The organism is Stenotrophomonas sp. 116085_Sma, from assembly GCF_056479585.1.
The window spans coordinates 2663830-2677692 of sequence record NZ_CM151057.1 but is presented as its reverse complement, the minus strand read 5'-3'; the positions used below and the strand labels follow the sequence as shown (position 1 = coordinate 2677692).

Genomic DNA, 13863 nt, shown 5'->3' with positions numbered 1-13863 from the left:
AGGTGTATCTCCGGGGATGGTGATGGTCGTTCCGGTTCCGCGCGCTCCTGCGCGACCGGCTTCTGTCCCCCTATCGGCACCGCCGGGGGGAACTGAAGGGTTTTGTGACCAGAACGTGAAGCAGGTCCGCTGGGTCAGGCGGCAGCGTCTTCGGCGAGGGTGGACTGGCCCATGTCGGCGCTGTCGAGCAGGGTCTCGATGTCCAGCAGGATCAGCATGCGGTCGTCGTGTGTGCCGATGCCGGAGATGAAGCGCGTATCGACCGCAGCGCCGAACTCCGGGGTCGGGCGGATCTGCTCGGCCGACAGCGGGATCACGTCCGACACGCTGTCGACCACGATGCCGACCACGCGGTCTTCGACGTTGAGCACGATCATCACGGTGAAGGCGTCGTAGCGGGCGTTGTCCAGGCGCAGCTTCAGGCGCAGGTCGATGACCGGCACGATGGTGCCGCGCAGGTTGATCACGCCCTTGATGTAGTCCGGGGCATCCGGCACGCGGGTGACCGCATCGTAGCCACGGATTTCCTGCACCTTGAGGATGTCCACGCCGTAGTGCTCGGCGCCGAGCGTGAAGCTGAGGAATTCGCCGCCGGCGCTGGCGGCGGAGCTGGTCTTGTCGTTCATCGAGGGGTCCTGGTTCTGCCGGAAGTCCCGGTGTCAGGCTCGATATCGGCCCCGCATGGGGGGACTTTAGGTGCCGGGGGAGAGGCATCCACGCATGGCGTGGGTCTACCGGGGCGGTGGGTTGGGCATCCACGCACGGCGTGGATGGTGCCGGCCGCTGGCCGGCATACCCATTGGACGGGCCTCAGAGCTCGCCGTTGCGGCGGGCCTTGCGCTGGCGGTCGATGCGGAAGATGTAGCGCTGTATGGCGCTGTCGCCACCGCGCGGCAGGCTGTCAAAGCGCATGCCTACGCGCTTGACCTCGATGCCGTTGGGCTGTCGCTGAGGCAGCAGGTTGCAGACCACCAGTTCGATGTCCAGGTCCGGGCCATCGGGCAGCGACAGCTGAGCCGTGTAGCGCTTCTGCAGGCCGAACACGGCGCAGTCGTTGGGTACCACTACGGCCAGGCCGCCACCGCTGATGTCCACCACCCGCATCGACAGTGCTTCGGCGCGGGCTTCGCCGGGTGGCAGCAGCAGCTGTGGTGAGTCGGTGACCGGGGTCTCGAGCCGGTACAGCTCGCGGCGTTGCAGGTGCACCAGTTCGTCCGGCAGCGGGGCGCGGAAGGCGACGTGGCCATCGTTGTCCACGCGTTGCAGCGCGTGCAGGCGGAACCGCACGAGGACACGTTCCAGCTGGGCGAAGCAGAGCAGATGGTCGGCCTGCTCGGCGGCACGGTTGGATGCCTCCTGCGGGCTGCCGTCGAGCAGCAGGTAGTCTTCGTCCTCGTCGAGATCAAGCAGGGCGGTCGGGAACGAACGGTCCCGGCCGTCGATATGCGCGTTGATCAGTGATCGCTGGTCGATCAGCGAGCGCAGCAGGTGGCGCAGCTGGCGGGGGTTGCGGACCAGGAAGCGTTCGTCCGCGGCGTCGGCCGCGTGGACATCGTGCAGTTCAGTGTCGTGGCCGTCGGACATGGAATCTGTGATCAGGGGCGGGCGCCAGCACGCGTTGGCGCGAGGCTCGATGGGGATATCGGCCTCTGCATTGGATTATGAAGTGAGATTTGCATCACTTTCCATGCGTAAGGGGTCAGAGCCCTTTCCCGTGGGAAAGGGATCTGACCCCGTGGCTCTCGGCATCGGTAGATCCACGCCATGCGTGGATGCCTTCTGCGTGGGGTCGGATCCCTCCTCCACGGAAGAGGGATCCGACCCCGGTGTCCTCAGAACTCCTGCCAGTCACCCTCGGCAGCCAGCGCCGGCTGGGCGGCCGATGCACGCAACGGTCGTGCCGGTGCTGCCTTGGTGGCGGGCAGGGCAGCCGCGACCTGGCGTGGCTGCGGCGCATTTGCCAGCCGTGCCGGTGCAGCAGCGACGCCCTGCGATGCCAGCCGGAAGCGCGCTACGGCTTCGCCCAGCTGCATGGCCTGGTCTTCCATCGCGCGCGCCGCAGCGGTGGCTTCCTCCACCAGTGCGGCGTTCTGCTGGGTGGTCTCGTCCATCTGCACGACGGTCTGGTTGACCTGCTCGATGCCGGCCGACTGTTCCTGCGAGGCAGCGGAGATCTCGGCCATGATGTCGGTCACGCGCTGCACCGAGGCGACGATCTCGCCCATGGTGCTGCCGGCCTGATGGACCAGGCTGGAGCCTTCGGCGACCTTGCCGACCGAATCGTCGATCAGGCCCTTGATCTCCTTGGCGGCGGCAGCGGAGCGCTGGGCGAGGGTGCGCACCTCGCTGGCAACCACGGCAAAGCCACGGCCCTGTTCACCGGCGCGGGCGGCTTCCACCGCGGCGTTCAACGCCAGGATGTTGGTCTGGAACGCGATGCCGTCGATGACCGAGATGATCTCGGCAATCTTCTTCGACGAGGCTTCGATGGCCGACATGGTGGTGACCACCTGGCCGACCACGTCGCCACCCTGCGAGGCGACACCATGCGCACCGATGGCGAGCTGGTTGGCCTGGCGCGCGTGTTCGGCGTTCTGGCGCACGGTGGAGGTCAGCTCCTCCATCGAGGCAGCGGTTTCTTCCAGGTTGGCGGCCTGCTGCTCGGTGCGGCGCGACAGGTCGCTGTTGCCGGAGGCGATCTCGCCGGCGGCCAGGGTGATGCTGGAGGCGCTGGCCTGGATCTGGCCGACGATCTGGGTCAGCTGCGCAACGGTGGTGTTGGCGTCGTCGCGCATGCGGGCGAACACGCCGTTGAACTGGCCATCCATGCGCGCGGTCAGGTCGCCTGCGGCAATGGACTGCAGCAGCTGCGAGAGCTGGCCGAGGTTACCGTCAGCCACCTGCATCATGGTGTTGAGGTGTTCGATCATCAGCTTGAAGTCGTGCTGGAAACGCTGGGCGTCGCCGCGCTGGCTGAAGTCGCCTGCGGCCGCTGCTGCAGCCAGCTGCTGGATCTGCGTATTGATTGCCAGCAGGCTGGCCTTGGCTGCATCCATCGATTCATGCAGGATGGCGCGGCTGCCGGGCAGGCGGCGTGCGTCCGGGGTCAGATTGCCGATGGCGTACTGGTTGAGTACTTCAATGGCATCGACGATCGCATCGAGGTGTTCGAAGATCACCGTGTTGATGCCGTTGGCCAGCTGGCCGTAGACGCCCGGGAAGTCTTCGGGAATGCGGTGGCTGATGTCCGGGCCGGCATGCATCTGCGCCATCAGCTGGGTCTGCTCGCTGAAGCGGCGCAGCATCGCGGTCATCTCGGCGGTGGCGGCCAGCATCTTGCCGGCTTCGTCCTTGCTGGTGGCCTGGGTGCTGACGCTGAGATCACCGCGCGCGACGGCCTGGATGGCATGCACGGCCTTGCCGAGTGGGCCGGTCACTGCACGCGAGATGACGACGGCCAGCACGGCTGCGACCAGCGACAGCAGCACCATGCAGCCGACGATGGCAATCATGCTGGTGCGGTGGGTGGCATTGGCGCCGGCGATCTTGCCGTCCATCTGGCCGGCGATGTGGGTGCCCAGTGCCTTCATTGCAGCGAACAGATCGCGACGCGCGGGGCGCGACTGCTCGTCGGAGATCTGCTGGGCCCGTGCGCCATCACCGGCAGCCACGGCGTCGCGCATCGCCTTGTTGGCGGCGAAGTAGCGATCCAGCTGCGCGCTCGCCGCGCGATACAGTTCACGCTCCTTGGCCAGCGCCGGCAGCGCCGAGTACGCGGCCAGCTCGTCATGCACGGCCTTGGCGGTGTCGTCCATGCGCTTGTTGTAGTCGGCGACCTTCTCCGGCTGGTCGAGCATGCTCAGCTGTGCAAGTTCGTAGGTGCGGAACTCGCCCAGTTGCGAGCGCGCCTCGCCCAGGTGCTGCACCGACGGAATGTCGTTGCCAGCCATCTCGCGCAGCTGCGCGTTGGCTTCGCTCAGACGCACCAGTGCGAAGGCGCCGAGGACCAGGGTCATCAAGGTGGTGAGGGTGAACCCCACGGCCAGCTTGCGGGCGATGGGCAGATCTTGGAACCACTTCATGCAGGGTGCTCCAGGTGGGCAGAGTGCCGGCGTCTGTGCGCCGGTTTGGGGGTGGTTGCAGAGCGAACGGGAGTGCCCGGTGGGGGTTCGGTGACGGCCGTCATTGCGGAATAGCGGCGCAACCTGCGCGGACTTTATGGACGCAGATCACATTCGGATGCGTAGGGATAAGGGCGCGAAAGTGGCGTAGCGGCGGGGCTTCGCTTGAGTGGCGTGGTTGCGCGCGAAACCATCATGGCGACGAAGTTCACGGAATGGGCGGCGCCGTCAGGCGGGGGTCAGATCCCTTTCCGCAGGAAAGGGATCTGACCCCATCGCCGCCCCATCGCCGGAACGTGCACAAACAAAAACCGCCACCCCGAAGGGCGGCGGTTTCATGAACGCTTGCAGGATGGATCAGGCGGCCTGCGGCATCCGCAGCGAACGCACCAGCCCACCGATGTCGACGATCAGTGCCACGCGGCCGTCACCAAGGATGGTGGCACCGGACACCCCACCGATGCGGCGGTAGTTGTTCTCGATGTTCTTCACCACCACCTGCTGCTGGCCGACCAGCTCGTCCACTTCCAGTGCGATCTTCTGGCCATCGCCTTCGACCACGACCACCAGCGATTCGCTGCCCGGTGCACGGTTGCCGTAGCCGTAGTACTCGCTCAGCGAGAGGATGGGCAGGTACTCGCCACGCACGCGCAGCACGCGGCCTTCGCCGGCCATGCTGCGGATGTCCTCGGCCTGCGGCTGCAACGCCTCAAGCACATAGGCCAGTGGCAGGATCAGGGTTTCGCCGGCCACGGCCACGGTCATGCCATCGAGGATGGCCAGGGTCAGCGGCAGGCGGATCAACGTGCGGGTGCCGGCGCCGAGGTTGCTTTCGATCTGCACCTCGCCACCCAGCGCCTGGATGTTGCGGCGGACCACGTCCATGCCGACGCCGCGCCCGGACAGGTCGGTGACCGCATCGGCGGTGGAGAAGCCGGGCTGGAAGATCAGGTCCCAGACCTGCGAATCGGTCGGGTTGTCCGGCACGGCCAGGCCGCGTTCGGTGGCCTTGGCCAGGATCTTGGCGCGATCCAGGCCGCGGCCGTCGTCGCTCACTTCAATGACGATATGACCGCCTTGATGCGAAGCGGCCAGGGTGATCGTGCCGGTCTCGTCCTTGCCCGCGCCGCGGCGCACATCGGGCATTTCCAGGCCGTGGTCGATCGAGTTGCGCACCAGGTGCACCAGCGGATCGGCGATCTTCTCGATCAGGCCCTTGTCCAGCTCGGTGCCTTCGCCGACGGTGCGCAGGCGCACCTGCTTGCCGAGGCGGCTGGACAGGTCGCGGACCAGGCGCGGGAAGCGGCGGAACACCGCATCGACCGGCAGCATGCGCACGCCGATCACTGCTTCCTGCAGGTCGCGGGTGTTGCGTTCCAGCTGGTCAAGCCCGGCAAACAGGCTCTCGGCGTGGACCGGGTCCAGCGCGTGCGAGACCTGCTTGAGCATGGCCTGGGTGATGACCAGTTCGCCGACCAGGTTGATCAGCGCATCGACCTTGTCGACGCTGACGCGGATCGAGGTCTCGGCTTCCTGGCTGGCAGCGCCGCTGGCGGCTGGCGCAGCAGGCGCTGCCGGTGCGATGGCAGCAGGCGTGGAAGGGGTTGCTGCAACGGGCGCCTGGGTAGCCAGGCTCGGCGGCGCTGCCGGACGGATGTCCAGCTCGCAGTCGTCCAGTACCCAGGCGAAGGTGTCTTCGATCTTGCTGCGCGGCACCTTGCCGACCAGGCCCAGGTCCCACGCCAGGTGGGCCTCGAGCGGGTCGAGCTGGGCAAATCCGGGCAGGCGTTCCATGCGCGCGGCCACCTGCAGCGAACCGAGGTGTTCCAGTTCGCGGATGATGCGCAACGGATCGTTGCCGCTCATGAACAGCGACGGTGCCGGGGTGAAGCCGATCTGCCAGGCTTCCGGCGTATCGTCCACCTTGGCGGCGGCAGCGGCCGGCGCGCTCGGTGCGGCCTGGCCGGAGAGAACGGCTTCCAGGCGTGCCTTCACCGCAGCAACAGCGGCGGGGTCGGCAGCCTGGCCGTGCTCGGCCTCGCGCAGCAGCGCGCGCAGCACGTCCACCGAGGACAGCATGGCGTCGACAGCGTGGCCTTCCAGGGCCCGCTTGCCGGCACGCAGCTCATCGAGCAGCGTTTCCAGCACGTGGGTCAGGCCGGCGATGGCATCGAAGCCGAAGGTGCCGGCGCCGCCCTTGATGGAGTGGGCGGCGCGGAACACCGAATTGATGATCTCCGCGTCCTGCTGCCCCGATTCCAGGGCCAGCAGGCCAGCCTCCATCGCGTCGAGGCCTTCGCGGCTCTCCTCGAAGAAGGTGGCGTGGAAGCGTTGCAGGTCCATGCTCATGGCAGTGGTGGTCCGGAAGCGAAGAGGGGGAGCAGTGCCGGGCGATCAGCCCAGCACTTTCTGCACGGTGGCGACCAGCTGTTCCGGATTGAACGGCTTGACCAGCCAGCCGGTGGCGCCGGCGGCCTTGCCTTCGGACTTCTTGTCGGCGGCCGACTCGGTGGTCAGCATCAGCAGCGGGGTGAACTTGTAGTCCGGCAGCTGGCGCAGTTCGCGGATCAGCGCAATGCCGTCCATGTTCGGCATGTTGACGTCGGTGACCACCGCGTTGAAGCGTTGGCCCTTGGCGCGACCGAGCGCGACCGCGCCGTCTTCGGCTTCTTCGACGGCAAAACCGGCCGAGGTGAGGGCGAAGGAAACCATCTGGCGCATCGACGCCGAATCGTCCACCACCAAGATACGTGCGCTCATGCAGCGTTCTCCACAGATTTCAGGTTGTCATGGGTTACGTCCAGGCCCAGGGCCTGGGTGACGCCCAGCAGGCGCGCGGCGTCACGGAAGTTTGCGGTGCAACCGTGGAAGCCGGTGCCCAGGCCTGCCTCGCGGCGGGCCTGCACGAAGGCACACAGCACCTGCACGGCTGCCGTGTGGATGCGGGCGACCTGGCTTGCATCCAGGATCAGCTCGCCTGCCTGCGCCACCAGCGGGGCGAGGCGGTTCTTGAGCTCGGTGGTGCTCTCGATGCCGAGATCCTCACCCAGTTCGACAGTGCTCATCGTTGCTCCGGACAAACGGTTCCGTGATCCATAACGGCACCCCGGCGGGGTTCTTTAGAGGAATCGACGCGGTGCGTCGGCTCAACTCAACAGCCGCGTGGCATCGAGCAGGATCATCGGCCGCTGGCTGACCCGGGCGACGCCGCGGAACAGATCATTGGAGATCTGGCAGATACGGGCGGTATCCGGGGGTTCGATCTGCGAATCGGTGAGGTTGGCGACATCTTCCACTGCCGACACACGCAGACCGATGGTCTCGCCATCCTCTTCCAGCACCACGATGCGGGTCTGGGCGTCGTCTTCCGCCGCCGCGGCACCGAGGTGCAGGCCGAGGTCCATCACCGGCACCACCTGGCCACGCAGGTTCATGATCCCGAGCATCGCCGGTGCGGTGCCGCGCAACGGCAGCAGCGGCACCGGCAACACCACTTCCTGCACTTTCAGCAGTTCGAGCGCATACGCCTGGGTCCCGCAGCGCAGGCGCAGCCAGCGCGAGGTGCGCTCGCCGGCGCGGCGGTTCTGCGGGTGTGGGCTGCTGGCGGGCTGGTGCGCCTGTGCCTGCAGCTCCTGCCAGGTGCCGGGACGGCTGCTGGCCGGGGCATCCACGGCAACGCGCGGGGGCGGCGCGGCTGCAGCGCGTGCAGCCGGGGCAGGTACAGGTGCAGGGCGCGGTGCCGGGGGCGTCACCACGGCCGGCGGCGGCGTGGGGACATCCTCGCCACCGGCGGCGGCTTCGAACGCGGCCTGCAGCCCTGGGCTGTCAGTGTGGGCGAGGTGATGGCTGTCGGCCGCGTCGGTCTCGTAGATCACTTCGTCGGGCAGGTCGTCCCAGGTGGGCTCTGGGCCAGCCTTGGTTGTGACCGGAGCGAGGGCGGGCGCGGTCTCATGAACGACCTCATCGGGCAGGTCGTCCCATGTCGGCTCGCGTTCCGTGTCGGTCACGGTCGCGGGCGTGGAGGCGGCGTCGAAGGCGGCCTCCAGGGCTGCGTTGTCTGCAGCGGGCTGCGCGACGACGGCGTCCGTCTCGTAGATGACTTCGGCGGGCAGGTCGTCCCAGGTCGGCTCACGCTCGGGCGCTACCGCGCTCGTCGGGCAGGGGCCGGCGTTGTCGGATGACAGGGTGGAGGGCGGCGTCGCCACAATCGCTTCGCCCAGCAGTTCGTCCAGGTAGTCGTCCAATACGCCTGTGCTGTTCATGCCGCCTGCTCCAGGGCACGGGCATCTTCGCCGAGGATCCAGTTCAGGGCGCGGCGGTAGGCGGCCAGGCCGCGGCCGGGGTAGTCCTCGCCGACGCTGGGCAGGGTCAGGCCTGCGGCATTGCTGATGCGGGTATCGATCGGAATCGCGTCTTCCCACACGCGGGTGCCGTGACGATCCTGCATGGTGCGCAGCGATTCGTTGCCGGCGCGGGTGCGGCGGTCGAACAGGGTCGGCAGGATCGAGATCGGCAGGGGGCGGCGGCGCGAGCGCTCGACCATCTCGCCGGTGCGGACCATGCCATCCAGGCCGTGCAGGGCCAGCGGCTCGGCCTGGGTGGGAATGATCAGGCGGTCCGCAGCGGCCAGCGCATTGATCATCAACAGGCCGAGGGTGGGGGCACAGTCCAGCAGGATGTAGTCGTGCTGGCCCTGGTGGCGCGCCAGCGCGTTCTGCAGGGCCAGGCCGAGGCCGGGCTGGTTGGCGCTGCGGCGCTCCAGCGTGGCCAGCGCCGACTGCGCGCAGACATAGTCCAGACCGTGGATGCTGCTGGCATGGCACAGGCTGGAAAGATCTGCCGGCGGGGCGCCGAACAGTTCCAGTACGCCGGCCGGCGGCGGATCCACCGGCACGCCGAAGGCGCGGCTGAGCGAGGCATGCGGATCGAGGTCGATCAGCAATACGCGATGGCCAAGCGCGGCCAGGCCACGGCCGAGGGCGAGGGTGGTGGTGGTCTTGCCGACTCCGCCCTTCTGGTTGGCGACTGCCCAGATGCGCATCGGTTTACTCCTTCATTGCCGGGGGAACGGCGGCGCCGACACGGCTGCCAGCCGGCACCGGCGGCAACTTCACCGGTGCGATGGGGGACGTGGGGGCGTTAGCCGGAGTTGCGGCGGCTTGTTCGGTGGTGCTGTTGTCGGCGGCGCCGGTGGCCGCATTGAGGCGCTGGCCAAGTGGATCCACCGCATGCGAGGTGTCGGCCAGGATGATGACCATCACCCGGCGGTTGCGGTTGCGCCCCTGTGCGCTGTCGTTCTCTTCGCGCGGACGGAACTGGCCATAGCCGACCATCGCCAGCCGCGACGGCTGCACGCCCTGGTCGGCGAACAGGTGCACGACGCTGGCCGCGCGTCCGGCCGACAGCTCCCAGTTGGAGGGGAAGGTGGCGGTGGCGATCGGCACGTTGTCGGTATGGCCTTCCACGCGCACGCTGTTGGGCACGTCACGCAGCACCTCGGCCAGGCTGGCCAGCGTCTGCCGTGCATGCATGTCCAGCGCGGCCGAGCCGGTGGGGAACAGGATGTCGCTGTTGATCTCCACTTCGATCCACAGCTCGGTGCGGCGCACGCTGATCATGCCGCGGTCGATCAGCGGCGCCAGCGCGGCGGTGAGGCGGTCGGCGATGCTGTTGAGCTGGCGCTCGGCACGGGCGATCTGTTCCTGGTTGTGCACCGAGACCGGCATGCGCATCTGCGAGGCCATCGACGGCAGCAGGGTCGGGTCGTGCGACGGCGCCGGCGCGGAGGGGCCGATCTTGGTGCCGGACTTGATCACCGACGGGCTGTCCCAGCCGCCGCCCTGCACCTGCTTGTTGCCGACCTGCACCGGGTTGATCGTGCGCGGCGCACCACCAAAGGCATCGGTGAGCGCGTCGGCCATGATCCGGTACTTGCCCTCGTTGACCGAAGAGATCGCGTACATGACCACGAAGAAGGCGAGCAGCAGCGTCATCAGGTCGGCATAGGGGATCGCCCATGCTTCATGGTTGGCGTGCTCTTCGTGGTGCTTGCGGCGGGCCATGTCAGTGCAGGAAGCCGGAGAGGTTGGTTTCGATGTTGCGCGGGTTCTCGCCCTGGGCGATCGAGATCAGGCCTTCGATGACCATTTCGCGGTCGCGCGTGTTGTGCGAGATCACACTCTTGAGCTTGGCCGCGATCGGCAGGAACAGCAGGTTGGCCGAGGCGATGCCGTAGATGGTGGCGGTGAACGCGGCAGCGATGCCGTGGCCCAGCTTGCTCGGGTCGGCCAGGTTCTTCATCACCGCGATCAGGCCGAGCACGGCGCCGATGATGCCCAGCGTGGGCGCGTAGATGCCCATCGCCTCGAATACCTTGGCACCGGCCTGGTCCTGGTGTTCCTGGCTGCCCAGTTCGATTTCCAGCATGTGCCGCATCGATTCAGGCTCGACGCCGTCCACCAGCAACTGCAGGCCCTTGCGCAGGAACGGATCCTGCTGCGCTTCCACCTGCGATTCCAGGCCCAGCAGGCCCTGGCGACGGGCGATGTTGCTCCACTCGACGATCTGCTGGATCAGTTCGCGACGATCGCTGTGCGGCGGGCGCACGACCCAGCGCACGATCTTGAACGCATGCTTGAACACCGCCGGCGAGGTGTGCAGCAGGATCGCGGCAACGGTGCCGACGATGACGATCACGAACGCCGCAGGCGACCACAGCGACGCCAGGCCGGCGCCCTTGAGGATGCTGCCACCGACCAGCGAGGCCAGGGCGAGAAAGAGTCCAATGAGGCTGAGTCTATCCATGGTTCCGGTATCGGCTTGTATGAATGGGACTTGAGACACCGGGAGAACGCGTACAGACGGTAGTCACAGTTTTCGGGTCGCCGGGCCACGCCCGGCGGTGTTCAGCGGATGCCGTCCACGTCCAGGATCAGTGCCATGCGACCATCGCCGATCAAGGTTGCACCGGCATAACCGCGCAGGCCGCGCAGGGCTTTCGGCAGTGGCTTGATGACCACTTCCTCGCGCCCGCGCACCTGGTCCACGACCAGTCCGAAGCGCGCTTCACCGGCCTGCAGCACCACGATGGTCAGCAGGGTCGACGCGGCGGGCGTCACATCCAGCCACTGGCGCAGGTCGACCAGCGGCAGGGTGTGCGAGCGGCGGTCGAGCACGGCGCGGCCATCGAACCAGCCCAGCGACGTGCGCGGTGCGTGCAGCACTTCCATCACGCGCGCCAGCGGTAGCGCGTAGACGTCCTCGCCGGCCTGCACCAGCAGGGTTGGCAGGATCGCCAGGGTGAGCGGCACGCGGATCAGGAAGCGGCTGCCACGCCCCAGTTCCGACTGGATCTGGATCTGGCCGCTCAGTTCGCGGATGCGCGACTGCACCACGTCCATGCCGACGCCACGGCCGGAAATGTCGGTGACCTGCTGCTTGGTCGAGAAGCCGGGCAGGAACACCAGGTGCAGGCATTCCTCGCTGCTCAGGCGAGCGGCGGCTTCCGGATCGATCAGGCCCTTTTCGCGCGCCTTGGCACGCAGCTTTTCCGGGTCGATGCCGGCACCATCGTCCTGCACCTCGATGCTGACGTAGTCGCCTTCCTGTTGCGCCGACAGGCGCACATGGCCCATCCGTGGCTTGCCCTGCGCTTCACGCAGCTCGGGCATTTCCACACCATGGTCGATGGCGTTGCGGACCAGGTGCACCAGCGGGTCGGCCAGCGCTTCGACCAGGTTGCGGTCGAGCTCGGTCTCGGCGCCGACCAGCTCGAGGTCCACTTCCTTCTTCAGCGAGCGGGCGACGTCGCGGGCGACCTTGGGGAAGCGCGAGAACACCTTGCCAACCGGCTGCATGCGGGTACGCATCACCGCCGACTGCAGGCGGGCAGTGGCGATGTCCAGCGTCGATACGGCGCGGTCCAGCTCCTCGTCGCGCAGGCGTGCACGCAGGGTCTTCAGGCGGTTGCGTGACAGCACCAGTTCGCCGATCAGGTTGACGATCGCATCCAGGCGCTTGGTGTCCACGCGCACGGTGTGCTCGGCCTCGGCCATCGGCTTGGCTGCCGGCTTGGCTGCGGGTGCCGGGCGCGGTGCTGCGGCGGGTGCCGCCGCGACGGCGGCAGCAGGCTTGGCGCCTGGCGCAGCGCCACCGTGCAGCTGGTCCAGCAGGGCTTCGAACTCGTCTTCGCTGATCAGGCCGTCGTCGGCCTTCTTCGCCGGCGCGACTGCGGTCGGCGCGTTGCCGCCGTGCAGCTGGTCGAGCAGGGCCTCGAATTCGTCGTCGGTGATCAGATCGCTGCCACCTGCCGCAGGCGCGGCCGCAGCGACCGGTGCGGCAGTGCCACCGTTCATGTCGAACTGCGCGATCAGGTCCGGCGGCGCATAGCCCGGCTCCGTACCGGAGGACACGGCGTCCAGCATCGACTGCAGGTAGTCCAGCGATTGCTGGGCGGCGTCGAAGTGGTGGGCCTGCAGTACCGCCTGCCCGGCACGCGCGATGCCAAGTGCTTCTTCAGCGGCGTGGCACAGCTCGACCATTGCGGTGACGCCAAGGAAGCCGGCGCCGCCCTTGAGCGTGTGGTAGCCGCGGAACACCGCGTTGAGTTGCTCGGTGTCCTGCGGTGCCTGCTCCAGCGACACCAGCTGTTCGCCCAGGCGATCCAGGATTTCCTGGGCCTCGATGATGAAATCGGCAGTGATGTCGTCGGATACCGCGCTCATGCTTACAGCCCCAGATCCGACAACAGGTCGTCGGCGTCGTTCTGCGAGACCGCGTGGCGGTCCAGTCCCTTCAGTGCCGGCCCGGCCAGTTCCGGATCGGTGCGATGCTGTTCCGGCGGCAGGCCGAGTGCGCCAAAGCCCTCGTGCACGCGGCGGACGATGCCGACCACGCGACGGATGATCTGCCCGGTCAGGTCCTGGTAGCTCTGGGTCAGGGCGATCTCGGTCAGGTTGTGGCGGATGCGCTCGAGCTGCGCGTCCTGGCCCGGCTGCAGGCCTTCGGCGCGCAGCTGTTCGGTCAGGCTGCGGCATTCCTCGGCCAGGTCCAGGGTGCGGTGCGTGGCCTGTTCGGTCATCGCCACCACGTGGTCAAGGCGTGCGCAGGCGTCGTCCAGCTCGCCGGCCTCGCTGGGCACGGTCGGCAGTTCACCCAGTGCCTGTCCCAGCTCGCGGGCCAGCCGCGAGAGGCCGCTCATCATCGGCTGCGTACGCAGCGCGACCAGTCCGTCGATGCGTTGCCGCCAGGCGGCTTCGTCACCGGACTCCAGTGCGTCCAGGGCTTCCTGCAGGCGCAGGGCGAGGGCGTTCTTGTCGACCGTGGTATCCATCAGGCGCTGGCCGCCAGGCGTTCGAAGATCTTGCCGAGCTTCTCTTCCAGCGTCTGCGCGGTGAACGGCTTGATGATGTAGCCGTTCACGCCGTTCTGGGCGGCTTCGATGATCTGCTCGCGCTTGGCCTCGGCGGTGACCATCAGCACCGGCAGGGTCTTCAGCTTGGCATCGGCGCGGATCGCCTTCAGCAGCTCGATGCCGGTCATCACCGGCATGTTCCAGTCGGTGACCACGAAATCGAACGGCTGGCTCTGCAGCAGCGACAGCGCGGCATGCCCGTCCTCGGCTTCGGCGGTGTTGGTGAAGCCCAGATCGCCCAGCAGGTTCTTGACGATTCGACGCATGGTCGAGAAGTCGTCGACGATCAGGATGCGCATGTTCTTGTTCAAAGCAGAGTTCCTTTGTTGT

13 protein-coding genes are annotated in these 13863 nt (G+C 67.5%); all 13 read right to left on the bottom strand.

Annotated elements, in window-relative coordinates; genetic code table 11:
• Positions 1-134: 134 nt before the first annotated feature.
• A complete protein-coding gene (locus tag ACZK0Z_RS12600) occupies positions 135-626 on the bottom strand; it encodes a chemotaxis protein CheW (RefSeq protein WP_197633780.1) in 492 nt (163 codons plus the stop codon).
• A 184-nt stretch (positions 627-810) separates the two neighbouring features.
• Positions 811-1584, bottom strand: a complete 774-nt coding sequence (locus ACZK0Z_RS12595; protein WP_049426672.1) for a flagellar brake protein — start codon at positions 1582-1584, stop codon at positions 811-813.
• Positions 1585-1832: 248 nt separating this feature from the next.
• Complete coding sequence (locus tag ACZK0Z_RS12590) at positions 1833-4082, bottom strand: methyl-accepting chemotaxis protein (protein WP_329861802.1); 2250 nt, start codon at positions 4080-4082, stop codon at positions 1833-1835.
• A gap of 396 nt (positions 4083-4478) precedes the next feature.
• Positions 4479-6470: a chemotaxis protein CheW gene (locus tag ACZK0Z_RS12585; protein ID WP_197633626.1), complete on the bottom strand. Its 1992-nt coding sequence runs from the start codon at positions 6468-6470 to the stop codon at positions 4479-4481.
• 45 nt (positions 6471-6515) lie between these two features.
• Entirely contained in the window at positions 6516-6881 is a 366-nt protein-coding gene (locus ACZK0Z_RS12580; RefSeq protein ID WP_005409521.1) for a response regulator, read from the bottom strand.
• On the bottom strand, positions 6878-7186 hold the full coding sequence (locus ACZK0Z_RS12575; RefSeq protein WP_049426841.1) for an STAS domain-containing protein: 309 nt from the start codon (positions 7184-7186) through the stop codon (positions 6878-6880). Before ACZK0Z_RS12575 ends, ACZK0Z_RS12580 begins: the two co-directional genes overlap by 4 nt.
• 81 nt (positions 7187-7267) lie before the next feature.
• On the bottom strand, positions 7268-8383 hold the full coding sequence (locus ACZK0Z_RS12570) for a chemotaxis protein CheW (protein ID WP_197633625.1): 1116 nt from the start codon (positions 8381-8383) through the stop codon (positions 7268-7270).
• On the bottom strand, positions 8380-9162 hold the full coding sequence (locus tag ACZK0Z_RS12565; RefSeq protein WP_005413243.1) for a ParA family protein: 783 nt from the start codon (positions 9160-9162) through the stop codon (positions 8380-8382). Before ACZK0Z_RS12565 ends, ACZK0Z_RS12570 begins: the two co-directional genes overlap by 4 nt.
• A gap of 4 nt (positions 9163-9166) precedes the next feature.
• A complete protein-coding gene (gene motD / locus ACZK0Z_RS12560; RefSeq protein ID WP_049426838.1) occupies positions 9167-10183 on the bottom strand; it encodes a flagellar motor protein MotD in 1017 nt (338 codons plus the stop codon).
• 1 nt (position 10184) lies between these two features.
• On the bottom strand, positions 10185-10925 hold the full coding sequence (locus tag ACZK0Z_RS12555; protein ID WP_005409527.1) for a flagellar motor protein: 741 nt from the start codon (positions 10923-10925) through the stop codon (positions 10185-10187).
• A 101-nt stretch (positions 10926-11026) separates the two neighbouring features.
• Entirely contained in the window at positions 11027-12844 is a 1818-nt protein-coding gene (locus ACZK0Z_RS12550; RefSeq protein WP_049426837.1) for a chemotaxis protein CheA, read from the bottom strand.
• Between the two features lie 2 nt (positions 12845-12846).
• Positions 12847-13452, bottom strand: a complete 606-nt coding sequence (locus ACZK0Z_RS12545; RefSeq protein ID WP_006442968.1) for a protein phosphatase CheZ — start codon at positions 13450-13452, stop codon at positions 12847-12849.
• The gene (gene cheY, locus ACZK0Z_RS12540; protein WP_005413247.1) at positions 13452-13844 is read right to left on the bottom strand and encodes a chemotaxis response regulator CheY; all 393 of its coding nucleotides are present in this window, start codon (positions 13842-13844) and stop codon (positions 13452-13454) included. Before cheY ends, ACZK0Z_RS12545 begins: the two co-directional genes overlap by 1 nt.
• Positions 13845-13863 lie beyond the last annotated feature (19 nt).

Excerpts from the sequence above, each read along its gene's own strand:
- ACZK0Z_RS12565 (WP_005413243.1), bottom strand. The coding sequence starts at position 9,162 with ATGCGCATCTGGGCAGTCGCCAACCAGAAGGGCGGAGTCGGCAAGACC.
- ACZK0Z_RS12555 (WP_005409527.1), bottom strand. The coding sequence starts at position 10,925 with ATGGATAGACTCAGCCTCATTGGACTCTTTCTCGCCCTGGCCTCGCTG.
- ACZK0Z_RS12580 (WP_005409521.1), bottom strand. The coding sequence starts at position 6,881 with ATGAGCGCACGTATCTTGGTGGTGGACGATTCGGCGTCGATGCGCCAG.
- ACZK0Z_RS12570 (WP_197633625.1), bottom strand. The coding sequence starts at position 8,383 with ATGAACAGCACAGGCGTATTGGACGACTACCTGGACGAACTGCTGGGC.
- ACZK0Z_RS12550 (WP_049426837.1), bottom strand. The coding sequence starts at position 12,844 with ATGAGCGCGGTATCCGACGACATCACTGCCGATTTCATCATCGAGGCC.
- ACZK0Z_RS12575 (WP_049426841.1), bottom strand. The coding sequence starts at position 7,186 with ATGAGCACTGTCGAACTGGGTGAGGATCTCGGCATCGAGAGCACCACC.
- ACZK0Z_RS12585 (WP_197633626.1), bottom strand. The coding sequence starts at position 6,470 with ATGAGCATGGACCTGCAACGCTTCCACGCCACCTTCTTCGAGGAGAGC.
- ACZK0Z_RS12545 (WP_006442968.1), bottom strand. The coding sequence starts at position 13,452 with ATGGATACCACGGTCGACAAGAACGCCCTCGCCCTGCGCCTGCAGGAA.
- ACZK0Z_RS12595 (WP_049426672.1), bottom strand. The coding sequence starts at position 1,584 with ATGTCCGACGGCCACGACACTGAACTGCACGATGTCCACGCGGCCGAC.
- ACZK0Z_RS12590 (WP_329861802.1), bottom strand. The coding sequence starts at position 4,082 with ATGAAGTGGTTCCAAGATCTGCCCATCGCCCGCAAGCTGGCCGTGGGG.
- ACZK0Z_RS12600 (WP_197633780.1), bottom strand. The coding sequence starts at position 626 with ATGAACGACAAGACCAGCTCCGCCGCCAGCGCCGGCGGCGAATTCCTC.
- motD (WP_049426838.1), bottom strand. The coding sequence starts at position 10,183 with ATGGCCCGCCGCAAGCACCACGAAGAGCACGCCAACCATGAAGCATGG.